This window comes from Lentzea pudingi, assembly GCF_014646255.1.
GTDB lineage: Bacteria > Actinomycetota > Actinomycetes > Mycobacteriales > Pseudonocardiaceae > Lentzea > Lentzea pudingi.
Window position 1 is genome coordinate 836,557 of record NZ_BMNC01000001.1, and the last position, 14,192, is coordinate 850,748.

The window sequence follows — 14,192 nt, forward strand, 5'->3', positions numbered from 1 at the left end:
GCTGTGGCGCTCACCGTCCACCCGCACCGCGAGACGCTGGGCCTCAAGGACGGCCGGCTCCTCATCGGGGGCGAGTTCCGCGAGGCCGACGAGACCTGGACCCACCACCACCCCGCGACCGGCGAGGAGATCGGCAGCTTCGCCGTAGCGTCCGCGAAGGACGTGGACGAGGCGGTGCTGGCCGCCCGCAAGGCGTTCGACGAGGGCACCTGGGCGCGCAGCCGGGCGAGCGAGCGGATCAAGGTCCTGCGCAGGTACGGGGATCTGCTCCGGGAGCACTCCGACGAACTGCGCGGCCTGCAGGCGCTGGACAACGGCGTGCCGCTGTCGTTCGGCCAGATCTACGCCACCTCGGTCGGCATCGCGGCGGACATCTTCGACCACCACGCGGGCTGGATCGACAAGGTCGGCGGCCAGACCCTGCCGCCGTACCAGGGCGGCGACCACCTCGCGATGACGTTCCGCGAACCGGTCGGCGTCGTCGCGGCGATCCTGCCGTGGAACGCGCCGTTCGTGCTGTTCGCCCAGAAGCTCGCACCCGCGCTGGCCGCCGGCTGCACGGTCGTGGTGAAGCCGTCGGAGTTCGCGTCGTTCTGCGTGATCCGCATGGTCGAGCTGCTGCTCGAGGCGGGCCTCCCCGAGGGCGTCGTCAACCTCGTTACCGGCCCCGGCAACCCGACCGGCGAGGCGCTGATCACCCACCCCGGTGTCGACAAGATCAGCTTCACCGGCAGCCGCGGTGTCGGCCGCCGGATCGTCGAGGCCTCCGCCGCGACGATGAAGCGCGTCTCCCTGGAACTGGGCGGGAAGTCGCCGGCGATCGTGTTCGCGGACGCGCCGAACGTCGGCCTCGCCGCGATGACCTGCATGGGCATGGTCACGATGGGCCTGTCCGGGCAGGCGTGCGTCGCGCACACCAGGGCGTTGGTGCAGCGGGAGGCGCAGGACGAGTTCCTCTCGATGGCGCAGATGCTCGCGACCGCCGTGACGTTCGGCGACCCGTTCGACCCGGCCGTGCTCGCCAGCCCGCTGATCAACGGCAAGCAGCTCGAACGCGTGCTCGGCTACATCGAACGCGGCCAGGAGGAAGGCGCCCGCCTCGTCACCGGCGGCACCCGGCTCGACGGCGACTACGCGTCCGGCAACTTCGTCGCCCCGACGATCTTCGCCGACGCCAGCAACGACATGGCGATCGCCCGTGACGAGATCTTCGGCCCGGTGCTGACGGTCGTGCCGTTCGACACCGAGGAAGAGGCCGTCCGGATCGCGAACGACACCGAGTACGGGTTGGGCGCGGGCGTGTACACCAACGACGTGCGCCGCGCGTTCCGCGTCTCGAAGGCGTTGCGCGTGGGAATGGTCGGCATCAACGGCTTCCAGCTCGAACCGCACATCCCGTTCGGCGGCTACAAGCAGTCGGGCCTGGGCCGCGAGGGCGGGCAGAGCGCCTACGAGGCCTACACCGAGCTCAAGACCGTGATGATGCCGCTGACCGACGAGATGATGTAGATGCGGCTGGACGGGAAGGTCACCCTGATCACCGGCGCCGCCCGGGGTCAGGGCGCCGCCGCGGCACGCCGGTTCGTCGCCGAGGGCGCGCGGGTGATGATCACCGACGTCCTCGACGACCAGGGCAAGGAGCTCGCGGCCGAACTCGGCGCCGAGTACTGCCACCTGGACGTGTCGTCGGAGGACGAGTGGGCCGAGGCCGTCGCGTTCACCGTGCAGACGTTCGGCGACATCACGGTTCTCGTGAACAACGCCGGAATCCTGCATTTCTCCGCGCTGGCCGACACGAAGCTCGCCGACTACCAGCGGGTGATCGGCATCAACCAGGTCGGCACGTTCCTCGGCATGCGATCCGTTGTGGCGTCGATGAAGCAGGCCGGTGGCGGGTCGATCGTGAACGTGTCGTCGGTCGAGGGTCTGGGCGGCATGCCGTACCTGACGGCGTACACGGCGTCGAAGTTCGCGATCCGCGGCATGACCAAGGTCGCCGCGATGGAGCTGGGCCAGCACGGGATCCGGGTGAACTCCGTGCATCCCGGCGCCATCGACACCCCGATGGTCAGCGAGGCGCTGGGCCGCACGATCGACGTCTCGCCGATCGGCAAGAAGCTCGCGTTGCGGCGGATCGGGCAACCGGAGGACGTCGCGAACGTCGTGCTGTTCCTGGCCAGCGACGACAGCGCGTACTGCACGGGCGGGGAGTTCGTGGTCGACGGAGGGGCGACCGCGACGCACGCGCTGAACGGTTGACATTTGCCAGACGCAACCCGGTTGATCTCATCGGCGTCTTCGTGGTCGAGAGGTCAGGAACTGGGGAGCTTCATGTGAAATCACTACTTTTGACGGCCGCGCTGGTCATCGGACTGGCGCCGGCCGCGCTGGCGGCCGAAGAGGCGCAGACGCCTGCTCTGTCCTGGCAGGACTGCCAGGACGGGTTCCAGTGCTCGACGGCGAAGGTGCCGCTGGACCACGACCAGCCCTACGGCGCGAAGATCGACCTCGCGCTGATCAGGCTGCCCGCGACCGACCCGGCGAAGCGGATCGGCTCGTTGTTCGTGAACTTCGGCGGGCCCGGTGCGTCCGGTGTGGACAGACTGCGGGCGCGCGGCAAGTGGGAATGGCTGTTCTCGTCCGAGCTGCGGTCGCGGTTCGACGTGGTGTCGTGGGACCAGCGCGGCATCGGCCGGTCGGCGACGGTGCGGTGCTTCGACAGCGTCGAGGAGCAGCAGGCGTTCCTCAACTCCATCCCGGTCTACCCGGACACCGCGGCGCAGGAGCCCGCGTTCTTCGACAGCTACCGCGAGTTCGTGCGGCGGTGTGAGGCCAAGTCCGGCGACCTGCTCGACCACGTCTCGTCCGCCAACACGGCTCGTGATCTCGACCTGCTGCGCAAGGCCGTGGGCGACAAGAAGCTGACGTACCACGGCATTTCGTACGGCACGCACCTCGGCGCGATCTACGCGAACATGTTCCCGGACAAGGTGCGCGCGCTCGCGTTCGACGGCTCGCTCGACTTCATCGGCAACGCCACCGGGCACGGTGACCAGGGCAGGACCGTGCCGCTGGACACCCGCCAGGACGTGCCGCGCGGTGTCGCCGAGACGTTCGACCAGTTCCTGAAGCTGTGTGCGGCACCGGGCGCCCAGTGCGCGTTCGCCGGCGGCGACCTGAAGCAGAAGTGGGCGGACCTCGTCGCACGGGTGACGGCGTCCCCGGTCACCACGCCGGACGGGCGGTTCGACCGCGTCTCGCTGATCACCACCGTGTGGGACTCGCTCGCGCAGCCGGACACCTGGCAGGACCTGGCCCGCGTGCTGCAGGGCGTCTGGGAGGCACCGGCCTCGCTGACGGCGTCCGCCGCCGACTACACCTCGAACCGGTTTGAGGCCTTCAACGCCGTGCAGTGCTCGGACAGCGACTTCCCGCGTGACGCGGCCACGTACACGAAGTACGGCAAGAGCGAGGACCAGCGCGTGCCGTACTGGGGCCGGGCCGTGGTGTTCGACATGATGGCCTGCGCGTTCTGGCAGGGCCGTGACGACGACCGCTACACCGGCCCGTGGAACCGCTGGACGTCGGCGCCGATCCTGTTCATCAACAGCAGGTTCGACCCGTCGACGCCGTTGCACGGTGCTCGTGACGGTGCCGCGGAGATGGCCCGCACGGGGTTCCTGACCGTCGAGGGGTACGGGCACACCTCCATGTACGTGCGCAGCGCGTGCGCGGAGAAGGCGAAGCGGGAGTACCTGTTCACCGGTGTGCTGCCTGCTCAGAAGACGTGCGGCATCGACAAGTCGCCGTTCGCCTGAGACTTCGGAGGGCCTCACCTCGCTGGTGGGGCCCTCCGGGGTGACCTACCTTGGGTTTCATGCTGAACCCGCTGAGTCAGGTGTCCTTGGAACGGTTGCGGCGGCGCACGAGCGTGAAGTGGCGGCAGTTCCCGGACGACGTGCTCCCGCTGTGGGTGGCCGAGATGGACGTCGACCCGGCCGAGCCGATCAAGCAGGCCCTCGTCGACGCCCTGGAACTGGGCGACACCGGTTATCCGGCCGGGACCGCCTACCAGGAGGCGCTCGCGGCGTTCGCACGAGAACGTTGGGGCTGGGACCTGCCCGTGGAACGCGCGGCGCTCGTGTCCGACGTGATGCTCGGCGCCGTCGAGCTGATCAAGCTGGTGTCCGGGCCCGGCGACCCGGTGATCGTCAGCCCGCCGGTGTACCCGCCGTTCTACCTGTTCGTCCGGAGCCTGGGGCGCGCCGTCATCGAGGCACCGCTGACGAACGGGCGCCTCGACCTCGGCGTGATCGAGCGGACGTTCCGGCACGTCAAGGCCGACCGCCCGGTGTACCTGCTGTGCAACCCGCAGAACCCGACCGGCACCGTCCACACCGCGGGGGAGCTGACGGCACTCGCCGAGCTGGCCAGGACGTACGGCGTCCGCGTGATCGCCGACGAGATCCACGCGCCGCTCGTCTCCAGGAGCGCCCGGTTCGTGCCGTACCTGAGCGTCGACGACCAGGGGATGTGCCTGATGTCCGCGTCGAAGGGCTGGAACCTGGCGGCGATGCGCGCGGCGGTGGCGGTCGCGAACACCGACGACCTCGCGAGGCTGCCCGAGGAGGTCAGCCACGGACCGAGCCACTTCGGCACGATCGCGCACGCCGCCGCGTTCACGCACGGCGGCGAGTGGCTCGACGCCCTGCTCGACGGCCTCGACGAGAACCGGAAGCTCCTCAAGACCCTGCTCACCGAGCACCTGCCCGAGATCGGCTACGAACCCTCCGAGGCGACCTTTCTGGCCTGGCTCGACTGCCGGGCCATCAGCGACGACCCGGCCGCGTTCTTCGTCGAACGGGGCAAGGTGGCGCTGATGTCGGGCCGGGAGTTCGGCAGTGGGGGAGAGGGCCACGTCAGGTTCAACCTCGGCACGTCGCCCGAGATCATCACCGAGGCCGTGCGCCGGATGGCTGCCAGCCGCTGACAGCGCTCTGCCAGCGGCCTGCCAGCGCGGCGGCGCACAGTTCCCCCGGGAGACACAGGGAGGAACGATGGCACTCGCGATCAGGGCTGAAGGCCTGGTCAAGCACTACGGGGAGACCAAGGCGCTGGACGGCGTCGACCTCGAGGTGCCGGAGGGGAAGGTCGTGGGTGTGCTCGGGCCGAACGGCGCGGGCAAGACCACGGCGGTGCGGGTGCTGGCCACGTTGCTGCGCCCGGACGCGGGGCACGCCACGGTCCACGGGCACGACGTGCTCAAGGACCCGAGGGCGGTCCGGTCGCTGATCGGCCTGACCGGGCAGTACGCGTCGGTGGACGAGGACCTCTCCGGCACGGAGAACCTCGTGCTGCTGGCCCGTCTGCTGGACCACTCCCGTGCGGGGGCGCGAGCGAAGGCGGCGGAGCTGCTCGAGCGGTTCGAGCTCACCGACGCCGCCGGACGGGCCGCCAAGACGTACTCGGGAGGCATGCGCCGGCGGCTCGACCTCGCGGCCAGCCTCGTCGGCAACCCGTCCGTGCTCTACCTGGACGAACCGACCACGGGGCTGGACCCGCACGCCCGCAACGAGGTGTGGGCGGTGGTGCGCAAGCTCGTCGCGAACGGCGTGACGGTCCTGCTCACCACGCAGTACCTGGAGGAGGCTGACCAGCTCGCCGACTCGATCACCGTGTTCGACCACGGTCGCGTCGTGGCCGAGGGCCGGCCGGACGAGCTGAAGCGGCGCGTGGGCGGGCAGACGCTGCAGGTGCGGCCGACGTCGATGCGCGACCTCGACGTGGTGTACCGGATCCTCGGCGACCTGACCGGGGCGCGCCCGACCCGTGACGACGACACGGGGTTGCTGACGGCGCCGGTGAACGACCCGGTGCTGCTGTCCACTTTGGTCCGCAAGCTCGACGAGGCCGGCATCACCGCGGACGAACTGGCGTTGCGGCTGCCCTCGCTCGACGAGGTCTTCCTCGCGCTCACCGGCAAGCAGACCGAAGGGAGCCTGGCATGAGCACCATCGCGTTGGACAGGGGCATGCGCCACGGCTTCTCCTTGGCCTGGCGGGGAATTCTCAAGATCCGCAAGAACCCCGAGCAGCTGATGGACGTCACGCTCGCGCCGATCATCTTCCTGGTGATGTTCACCTACCTGTTCGGTGGCGCGCTCGCCGGCAGCACGGACAGCTACCTGCAGATGCTGGTGCCGGGCATCATGGTGATGAACATCCTGCAGGCCAGCATGACCGCAGGCGTGCAGATGAACACGGACGTCTCCAAGGGCGTGTTCGACCGGTTCCGCTCGATGCCCATCGCGCGCTCGGCGCCGTTGGTCGGGGCGGTGCTCGCGGACATCGTGCGGTACGTCGTGTGCATCGTCGTGCTGCTCGTGGTCGCCACGATCATGGGCTTCCGGATCCAGACCGGACCGGTCGAGCTGCTCATCGCGGCCGGGCTCACGATCGCGTTCGGGCTGTGCTTCTGCTGGGCGTCGGTGTTCGTGGGCATGCTGCTCAAGACGCCGCAGGCCGTGCAGGGCATGATGTTCGTGCTGATCATGCCGTTGACGTTCGGCAGCAACGTGTTCGTCGGCACCTCGACGATGCCGGGCTGGCTCAAGGCGTGGGCGGACATCAGCCCCGTCAGCCTGCTCTCGGACGCGCTGCGCGGGCTGCTCAACGGCGGCGCGATCGCCGGGCCGCTTACCGGATCGCTGATCTGGATGGCCGGCGCGGTCGCGGTGTTCTTCCCGCTGGCGATGTGGGCGTACCGCAAGCGCGTGTGACCACTTTCGGAGGCGGGCCTCAGCTGCTGAGGCCCGCCTCTTCACGTATCCGTTGCAGCGCCTCGGCTTTGGTGATCGTCAGTCTTTCCGGCTCGCCGAGCTCGGCGACGAGGCGCCGCACGTCCGGGTCGCCCATGTCGAGGCGGCCGCGGATGAGCTGGGCGAGCGCGAGCACCCGCACGGTCGCATCGGCGTCACCCTGCGCGTGGCGGACGAGTGCCAGCAGTTCAGCGACCATCGCGAGGTCCGGCATGTCACCGCGTTCCGACGTTGTCCGGATGGCCACCCCGGCAAACGCCGCGGCGTCGTCGAACCGGCCGTCGGCGATCGCGATGCGGGCGTCGAGCATGGCCACCCACTCGGTGATGAACGACCCGAGCACGGACGACGTGGTGGCGCGCTGCTTGAACTTGGTGCTCAGCGCGCGTGCCTGTTCGACCCTGCCCGCGCGCAGCTCCACCTCGGCCTTCGCGTAGTCGAGCATCGTGGACAGCTGGTCGTTGCCGACGCCGCGGACGAACTCCTCTGCGGCGGCCACCTCGCGTGCGGCCGCGGTGTGGTCGCCCATCCGCGCGTACTCCACCGCGAGCCGCCACCGCTGCTGCACGGCGTCGTCCTGCGACCGCAGCTCCGTCGCCACGGCCAGCCCGCGTTCGTACAGGTCGATCGCCGCCTGGTTGTCCCCGGTGTGCGAGACGAACGCGGCCTTCATGCCCAGCGTCATCGCCGAGCCCCAGCGGTCTCCGATGGCCGTGAACTGGTCGTACGCACGGTCACGGGCCCGTTCGGCGCCGTCGAGATCCCCCTCGTCGACCAGCATGAAGCTGAGCGCCCACTCCGCGCCCGCCCGCGCCCACGGGTCCTCGCTCGCCGCGGCCCGCCGCACCTCACGCCGTGCGAGCTCGAAGTTCTGGCTGAGGAACGCGAGCATCGGCAACGCGATCGCGAGCGACGGGTACTTCTGGACGGCACCGCTGTCCACGCACCGGTCGATGACGGCCGCGGCCTCCACCGCGTCCGTCACGCCCGGCACCGCGGCCATGATGAGCTGCATCGCCCGGAACGTCGCGAACCGGTCCGGCGGCAGCAGATCGCCGAGCGCGAGCACGTCGCGCACCGACATCTCCGCGCGTTCGTTGTCGCCCTTGACCAGCCAGTACCAGAACGTGGCGCCGAGCAGGTCCGCCGCCAGCTCGACCTCGCGGTCGTCGATCGCCCCGCGCAACGCGGCCACGACGTTGTCCTGCTCCGCCTCGTAGACGTCGATCGCCTCGAGCTGGCGCGCGGTGCGGGTGAGCGGCTCCCACCGTTCGGTCAGCTCGCGGTAGTAGTGCCGGAACCGGCCGACGACCTCCCGCTTCTCAACGGAGGCGTTGAGCTGCTCGTCGGCGCAGACCCTGATCGTCTCCAGCATCCGGTACCGCGGTTCGCCGTCGAGCTCGACGACGTCCACGATGGACTTCTCGACCAGGGACGTGAGCACGTAGAACGAGTCCGGCAGGCAGACCGCCTCGATCGCGGCGAGGTCGGCGCCGGCGGGGAACACCGCGAGCCGCCGGGCGAGCCGCAGCTCCTCGTCCGTCAGCAGGTCCCAGCTCCACTCGACCACCGCGCGCAACGTGCGCTGGCGCGGCAGCGCGGTGCGGCTGCCCGAGGTGAGCAGCCGGAACCGGTCGTCCAGGCGCTGGGTGATCTGCCGGACCGTCATCGACCGCAGCCGTGCCGCCGCCAGTTCCAGCGCGAGCGGCATGCCGTCGAGCCGGCGGCAGATCAGCCGCACGTCGTCCACAGTGGACTCGTCGAGCCGGAAGCCGGGCTTCACCGCGCTCGCCCGGTCGAGGAACAACCGCACGGCACCGAACCCGGACACGTCCGCCTGCCCGTCCGGCACGGCGAGAGGACCGATGGGGCACAACGACTCGCCGTCGATCGCGAGCGGTTCCCTGCTGGTCGCGAGCACGCGGAGGTTCGGCACCCGGCGCAGCAGCTCGGTGGTGAACTCGGCCGCCGCGCCGATGAGGTGCTCGCAGTTGTCCAGCACCAGCAACGACTCCCCGGCACCGAGCACCTCGGCGATCCGGTTCATGCCCTCGCTGGCCCGCCGCCGCGGGTCCCCGGCGAACGTCACCTCGAACGCGCTGAGCACCGCACCGGCCAGGTCCTCCGCCGCCCGGATTCCGGCCAGCGCCGCGAACCACACACGACCCTTGGCGTGCAACGGATGCCGTGCCGCGACCTCGGTGGCGAGCCGGGTCTTGCCCGCACCGCCCGGCCCGACCAGCGTCACCAGCCGGACCTGTCCGAGCAGCCCGGAGATCTCCGCGACCTCGGCCTCCCGCCCCACGAAGCTGGTGAGCCGCACCGGCAACCGGTCGGCCACCGCCCGCGGCCCGAGCTCACCGCGCAACGCCGCCAGGTGCACGTCCTGCAGCTCCTGCGACGGATCCACACCCAGCTCGTCGGCCAGCCTGCCGCGCACCTCGGCGTAGACGCGCAGCGCGTCGGACTGCCTGCCCTGCGCGCACAACGCCCGCATCAGCAGGCCTGCCAGCCGCTCCCTGAGCGGGTGCTTCTCGTGCAGCGCCGTCAGCGCGGCGACGTCCAGCTCGCCCCGGTCTTCCTCGACGGACAGACGTGCCTCTTCGAGCCGTGCGGCGGTCGGCGCGGCGAACGGCGCCTCCCGCACGTCGGCCAGCGCGTCCCCCCGCCACAGCGCGAGCGCCTCGTCGAGCCGCCCGGCGGCGCGCAGCCGTTCGAACCGGAAGACGTCGACGTCCTCGGTCGCCACGCCCAGCCGGTACCCGCCCGGCTCCAGCGCGACGGGACACACCTTGCGCAGCCTCGACACGAGCGACTGGAGCGCGTTGACGGCGTCGGCCGGCGGCTGCTCACCCCACAGGTCGTCGATCAGCGTCGTTGTCGGCACCGGGCGGCCGGGGTCGAGCGCGAGGCGGGCGACGAGCATGCGGACGCGGGCACCACCGATGTCGACCGGTGTGCCGTCCTCGGTCTCGACGGTCGTCGGGCCCAGCAAAACCACGCGCACGCTTCCAGCTTTCCAGATCACCGGCCGCGATCAGGCGAGAACACCCAGTGCGCGGCCCAGCGCGTCCCTGACCAGCCGCTCGAACCCCTCGTCGGTACTGCCGCGCGGCACCCGTTCGGTGAGCATGATCGAGTAGAGGTAGGCCTGGTAGGCGGCCAGCCTGACGCGGGCGGAGTCCGTGAACTCGAAGCGGTAGCTGTCCAGGAAGTCCGGGTCGTCCTCGATCTCGCCGAACAGCGCGAGCGACACGAACTCCGCGACCGGATCGCCCCAGAACGCCCGCTCACCGTCCACGAGCCCGGTGAGCCCGGTGCCGGCGAGGACGTTGCCGTCCCAGAGGTCGAAGTGCACCAGCGCGGGACGTTCCACCTCGTCGAACGCCTTGGCGTGCCGGGTGAGATCGGTGGTCGGGAGGTCGACGCCGAAGCGTTCGGCGTCGGCCCGCACCGCGTCGAACATCCCGAAGAACGCCCCGGTCCACGTCTCGTGCAGGCCGAGCTGCGGATAGCCGAAACCGGGCCCGGTGATCCCGTGCACCGCGCGGACGGCGGCTCCGAGCTCGCGACGGACCTGCGGGCGGTCGACGTCGGACCGTCCGAAGAGGGGTTCGCCCGGTAGGCACGTGGCCAGGAGCGCCGTGTCGTCCGCGTACACGACCTCCGGCACCGGTGCGACCGCGGACCCGAGCCGGCAGAACATCGCCTCGGTGCGCATGAGGTGCCGTTCGTAGGTCAGGCCCGGTGGCGCGTCAGGCGCGATCTTGAGCACGAACTCGCCCTCGCGCGCGGACACCCGGAACACCGAGTTGTAGGTGCCGCCGCCCAACGGGCACGTCGTCACTTCGGTGAGTCCCGCGGCTTCGAGGATTCGCTGCACCCCGGCCAATGTAATGATCGAGAGCATGGGGACGTACCGGGGGACCGCCGAGCGCGCTTGGCGATGGGTGCTGGATCAGGTTCGCGAGGACGAGTTGGGGGTCTGGATCCCGGAGTTCGCGGGTGGGGACCTGCCGGGCGAGTGGCGGACGAGCATGTACGCGGGCGTCGGCGGGCTGGCGCACGTGCTGGCGGAGATCCGCCTGAGCAGGGAGTGGACGGCGCGCGAGGAGGAGCTGGCGGAGGCCGTCGTGGCACGAGTCCGGGCGAACGGGACGGCCGAGGCGAGCTTCTTCAACGGGCTGGTCAGCGAACTGGGCGTGCTGACGGCGTTGGACGCGCCGGGATCCGGGGAAGCGGTGGCCAGGCTGCTCGAACTGTCCACACCGGACGGATGGGTGCACGAGCACCTCGTCCCGCCGCGCTTTCGGGAGGGCGCCCGGTGCCACGACGTGACGGCGGGCACGGCCGGGGTGCTGCTGGGCGCGGTGTGGGCACGTCGTCACGGCGTGGCGGGCGCCGAGGATCTCGCCCACGTAGCAGCCGGAATCCTGCTGGCCGAACGGGAAGAGGTGCCCGGCGGGCTGAACTGGCGGATGGTGCCGGTGCGGTTCTCCGTCGAGCAGCGGGAGACCCCCAACTTCTCGCACGGCCTCTCGGGCGTCGCGACGGCACTCGCCCTGGCCGGGGCCGAGTTCGGGCGCCCGGACCTCGTCGAGGCCGCTGCCGCCGGCGCCGAGCACCTCGTGACGCTGGGCGACACGTCCGACGGCGGATTCCGGGCGCCGCTGCGCATCCCGCGCCTGGAAGGCTTCGAGGAGTTCAGCTACGGCTGGTGCCACGGGCCCACCGGGACCTCGTTGCTGTGGCCCGCCCTGCGGCGCGCGGGGGTGTCCGAGGTGGCCGGTGTCGACGTGGACGAGTGGCGGCGCCGGTGCCTGCACAGCATCCGCGTCTCCGGGTTGCCCGAGCGGAAGTACCCGGGGTTCTGGGACAACGACGGCCGGTGCTGCGGGACGGCGGGCGTCGGTGACGTGCTGCTGGACTCGGGCCGGCACACGGACTTCGCGCTGCACCTGGCCGATGTGCTGGTGGAACGGGCGATCGCGGACGGCGAGGGTGTGTGCTGGCGGTTCACCGAGCACCGCGACGAGGACCCGTTGCTGCCGCCGGGCGTCGGCTGGATGCAGGGTGCGGCCGGTATCGCCGGGTTCCTGTTCCACGCCGCGCGCGTGGCCGAGGGTGATGCGCGGTCCGTCCCGCGCATCGACACCTGGTGGACCCTCTAGGCGGGCGACCAGCCCAGCTCCGGGCCGAGCTTCGTCGCGATGTCCGTGAGGATCTGCACGTAGTCCTCGTGCGCGAAGCTGAACGGCAGCGCGAACGCCACCTCGTCGACCTCCTGGAACGCGACGTGCGCGTAGAGGCGCTCGGCGATCTCGGCGGACGTGCCGACGATGTCACCCTCGAACATGAAGTCGCGCGGCCCGAACGTCTTGCCCACCCGGTCCGCACGTCCGGCGACGTACGCCTCGTACTTCGCACGCTGCTCGGGCGTGGCCGAGTCGGTCGGGATCACCACGAGGCCCTGGGAGACGCGGCCGCCGCCGTGCTCGCGGAACGCCTGGATGAGCGTGCGCTGCGTCTGCGCGAAGTCCAGCGATCCCTCGGACTGGATCACGTTGCTGGCCAGCAGGTTCAGCCCGTTCTTGCCGGCCCAGCGCGCCGACCGCAGACTGCCGCCGCCGTACCAGATCCGGTCGCGCAGGCCGGGCGAGTGCGGCTGGACGCGGTCCGACCAGACCTCGATGCCCTCGACACCGCTGAACGACGCGACCTTCTCGCCGCCGACGAAGTCCAGCAGCCGCTTCACCCGGTCGTAGCTGAAGTTCTCGACGTCGGCGGTCTCCGGGTACAGCACGTGCTTGACGTCGTCCCAGTGCATCGGCGGCCCGACGCTCACGCCGGGGTTGAGCCGCCCGCCGGACAGCACGTCGACCGTCGCCAGGTCCTCGGCGAGCCGCAGCGGGTTCTCCCAGCCCAGCGGGATGACCGCGGTGCCGAGCTGGATCCGGCTCGTGCGCTGGGTGGCGGCGGCGAGCACCGCGACCGGCGACGAGATGCCGAACTGCAGGTGGCGGTGCCGCACCCACGCGCTGTCGAACCCGAGCTCCTCGCCCAGCACGATCACGTCGAGCGTGGACCGGTGACCCGCTCCCGGGTCGTTCTCGTCGAACAGCCCGATGGTGAGAAAACCCAGCTTCCGCAACGGCTCTGACTTCCGCGGCACGAATCCTCCTCAGCGTCTCCTCCCGATTTTAGATGACATCTCAACTACGTCCAGATGCTGGAACGAACGTGACCGCGAACGACGTCTTCCGCGCGTGCAGCCGGTACTGCGGAAGCACGCCCGGTCCGCACGACGCGGTGCCGAGGCCGTTTTGGGCGAGGTTGAGGTACACGCGGTCACGGGCTGCAGTTCGTGGGTGTGCCGTGCAGCGTCCAGGTCTTCGCTGGCCCAGCGGCGGGCGGTGAAGTCGAACACCGGCTCGCCCACGATCCGCAGCCGCCGACCCGCGCGACGTCGTTGATCGTGACGCGCTTGCTCATGATCACCTCTCGTCCGACTGCGACCGAGTATGCAGGGCGTCGAGCACCGCGGTGATCGCGGCGCGCGAGCCGCGGCGCACGGCGGCGGTGATCCTCCTCGTCACCGGCAGCTCCCTCGTGACCACGTCGAACCGGCGGTCGACGGCCAGCGCGGGCAGCACCGCGACCGCCAAACCGGCCTCGACGTGCTTGAGCGTCAGCATGTAGTTGCTGAACCGGCCGACGACCCGCGGCTCGAACCCCGCCTGCCGGCACAGCCGCGTCGCGAGCTTCGCCATGTAGGAGCCGGGGATGTCGAACGCCCACGGCTCGTCCTTGCACGCCGCGATGTCGGCCGCGGGGTGGTTCGGCGGCGTGACCAGCACGATCGGGTCCTGGCCGAGCGGCACGACGTCGATGTCGCGGGGGACCGGCAGCTCGACGAAGTCGGTCGTCGTGATGATCACGTCGACCTCGCCCGCGAGCAGCGCGGGCATGCTCGCGTGCGGTTCCAGCTCGACGATCTCGACGTGCAGGTGCGGGTGGCCGAGGTGCTGGATCGCGGGCACGGCGAGCGTGTGGATCGAGCTCTGGAACGCGCCGAGCCGGATGAGACCCGACGGTTCGTCGTTCAGCCCGCGCAGCTCGGCCTCGACGGCCTCCATCTGGTCGAGGATCGACCGCGCCCGGCGCGCCAGGATGAGCCCGGCCGACGTGAGCCGGACGCGCCGCCCCGTCCGTTCGATCAACTGCGTGCGCGTCTCGCTCTCCAGCACCGCGAGCTGCTGCGACACACTCGAAGCGCTGAGGTTCGCGGCCTGCGCCACGGCCCGCACGGTGCCCAGCGCGTCGAGCTGGCTGAGCAGGCGCAGGCGCCAGGGGTTGAGCGTCATGCTGTGCAGTA

12 protein-coding genes are annotated in these 14,192 nt (G+C 70.6%); 7 read left to right on the forward strand and 5 right to left on the reverse strand.

Going from position 1 to position 14,192, the window contains the following annotated elements; translation table 11 throughout:
- Positions 1-3 precede the first annotated feature (3 nt).
- The 6 genes from IEY88_RS03790 (at position 4) to IEY88_RS03815 (ending at position 6,778) form a co-directional block, all read left to right on the forward strand.
- Positions 4-1,509, forward strand: coding sequence for an aldehyde dehydrogenase family protein (locus tag IEY88_RS03790; RefSeq protein ID WP_189153109.1), 1,506 nt, complete (start codon positions 4-6; stop codon positions 1,507-1,509).
- Complete coding sequence (locus IEY88_RS03795) at positions 1,510-2,259, forward strand: glucose 1-dehydrogenase (RefSeq protein ID WP_189153110.1); 750 nt, start codon at positions 1,510-1,512, stop codon at positions 2,257-2,259. It abuts the gene before it with no gap.
- Between the two features lie 74 nt (positions 2,260-2,333).
- Entirely contained in the window at positions 2,334-3,818 is a 1,485-nt protein-coding gene (locus IEY88_RS03800) for an alpha/beta hydrolase (protein ID WP_189153111.1), read from the forward strand.
- A gap of 59 nt (positions 3,819-3,877) precedes the next feature.
- Positions 3,878-4,990 carry a MalY/PatB family protein gene (locus tag IEY88_RS03805; RefSeq protein WP_189153112.1) on the forward strand — a complete coding sequence of 371 codons (1,113 nt, stop codon included), beginning with the start codon at positions 3,878-3,880 and terminating at the stop codon, positions 4,988-4,990.
- 67 nt (positions 4,991-5,057) lie between these two features.
- Positions 5,058-6,008 carry an ATP-binding cassette domain-containing protein gene (locus tag IEY88_RS03810; protein ID WP_189153113.1) on the forward strand — a complete coding sequence of 317 codons (951 nt, stop codon included), beginning with the start codon at positions 5,058-5,060 and terminating at the stop codon, positions 6,006-6,008.
- Positions 6,005-6,778 (forward strand): ABC transporter permease, encoded by a 774-nt coding sequence (locus tag IEY88_RS03815; RefSeq protein WP_189153114.1) that lies wholly within the window; start codon positions 6,005-6,007, stop codon positions 6,776-6,778. Before IEY88_RS03810 ends, IEY88_RS03815 begins: the two co-directional genes overlap by 4 nt.
- A 19-nt stretch (positions 6,779-6,797) precedes the next feature.
- Here IEY88_RS03815 and IEY88_RS03820 read toward each other — a convergent pair whose 3' ends face one another.
- Both IEY88_RS03820 and IEY88_RS03825 read right to left on the reverse strand, forming a co-directional pair.
- On the reverse strand, positions 6,798-9,824 hold the full coding sequence (locus IEY88_RS03820) for an AfsR/SARP family transcriptional regulator (protein WP_189153115.1): 3,027 nt from the start codon (positions 9,822-9,824) through the stop codon (positions 6,798-6,800).
- A gap of 30 nt (positions 9,825-9,854) precedes the next feature.
- Entirely contained in the window at positions 9,855-10,700 is an 846-nt protein-coding gene (locus tag IEY88_RS03825; RefSeq protein ID WP_189153116.1) for an aminoglycoside phosphotransferase family protein, read from the reverse strand.
- Between the two features lie 25 nt (positions 10,701-10,725).
- On the opposite strand from IEY88_RS03825, the gene IEY88_RS03830 reads away from it, so the two are divergent.
- Complete coding sequence (locus tag IEY88_RS03830; RefSeq protein WP_189153117.1) at positions 10,726-11,988, forward strand: lanthionine synthetase LanC family protein; 1,263 nt, start codon at positions 10,726-10,728, stop codon at positions 11,986-11,988.
- Here IEY88_RS03830 and IEY88_RS03835 read toward each other — a convergent pair.
- The 3 genes from IEY88_RS03835 to IEY88_RS03845 form a co-directional block, all read right to left on the reverse strand.
- On the reverse strand, positions 11,985-12,989 hold the full coding sequence (locus IEY88_RS03835) for an LLM class flavin-dependent oxidoreductase (RefSeq protein ID WP_189153118.1): 1,005 nt from the start codon (positions 12,987-12,989) through the stop codon (positions 11,985-11,987). The two genes, IEY88_RS03830 and IEY88_RS03835, sit on opposite strands and share 4 nt — an antisense overlap.
- Before the next feature lie 40 nt (positions 12,990-13,029).
- Positions 13,030-13,161, reverse strand: coding sequence for a beta-galactosidase small subunit-related protein (locus IEY88_RS45415; RefSeq protein ID WP_373294018.1), 132 nt, complete (start codon positions 13,159-13,161; stop codon positions 13,030-13,032).
- A 150-nt stretch (positions 13,162-13,311) separates the two neighbouring features.
- Complete coding sequence (locus IEY88_RS03845) at positions 13,312-14,181, reverse strand: LysR substrate-binding domain-containing protein (protein ID WP_189153119.1); 870 nt, start codon at positions 14,179-14,181, stop codon at positions 13,312-13,314.
- Between the last annotated feature and the right edge of the window lie 11 nt (positions 14,182-14,192).

Excerpts from the sequence above, each read along its gene's own strand:
- IEY88_RS03795 (WP_189153110.1), top strand. The coding sequence starts at position 1,510 with ATGCGGCTGGACGGGAAGGTCACCCTGATCACCGGCGCCGCCCGGGGT.
- IEY88_RS03805 (WP_189153112.1), top strand. The coding sequence starts at position 3,878 with ATGCTGAACCCGCTGAGTCAGGTGTCCTTGGAACGGTTGCGGCGGCGC.
- IEY88_RS03810 (WP_189153113.1), top strand. The coding sequence starts at position 5,058 with ATGGCACTCGCGATCAGGGCTGAAGGCCTGGTCAAGCACTACGGGGAG.
- IEY88_RS03815 (WP_189153114.1), top strand. The coding sequence starts at position 6,005 with ATGAGCACCATCGCGTTGGACAGGGGCATGCGCCACGGCTTCTCCTTG.
- IEY88_RS03830 (WP_189153117.1), top strand. The coding sequence starts at position 10,726 with ATGGGGACGTACCGGGGGACCGCCGAGCGCGCTTGGCGATGGGTGCTG.
- IEY88_RS03845 (WP_189153119.1), bottom strand. The coding sequence starts at position 14,181 with ATGACGCTCAACCCCTGGCGCCTGCGCCTGCTCAGCCAGCTCGACGCG.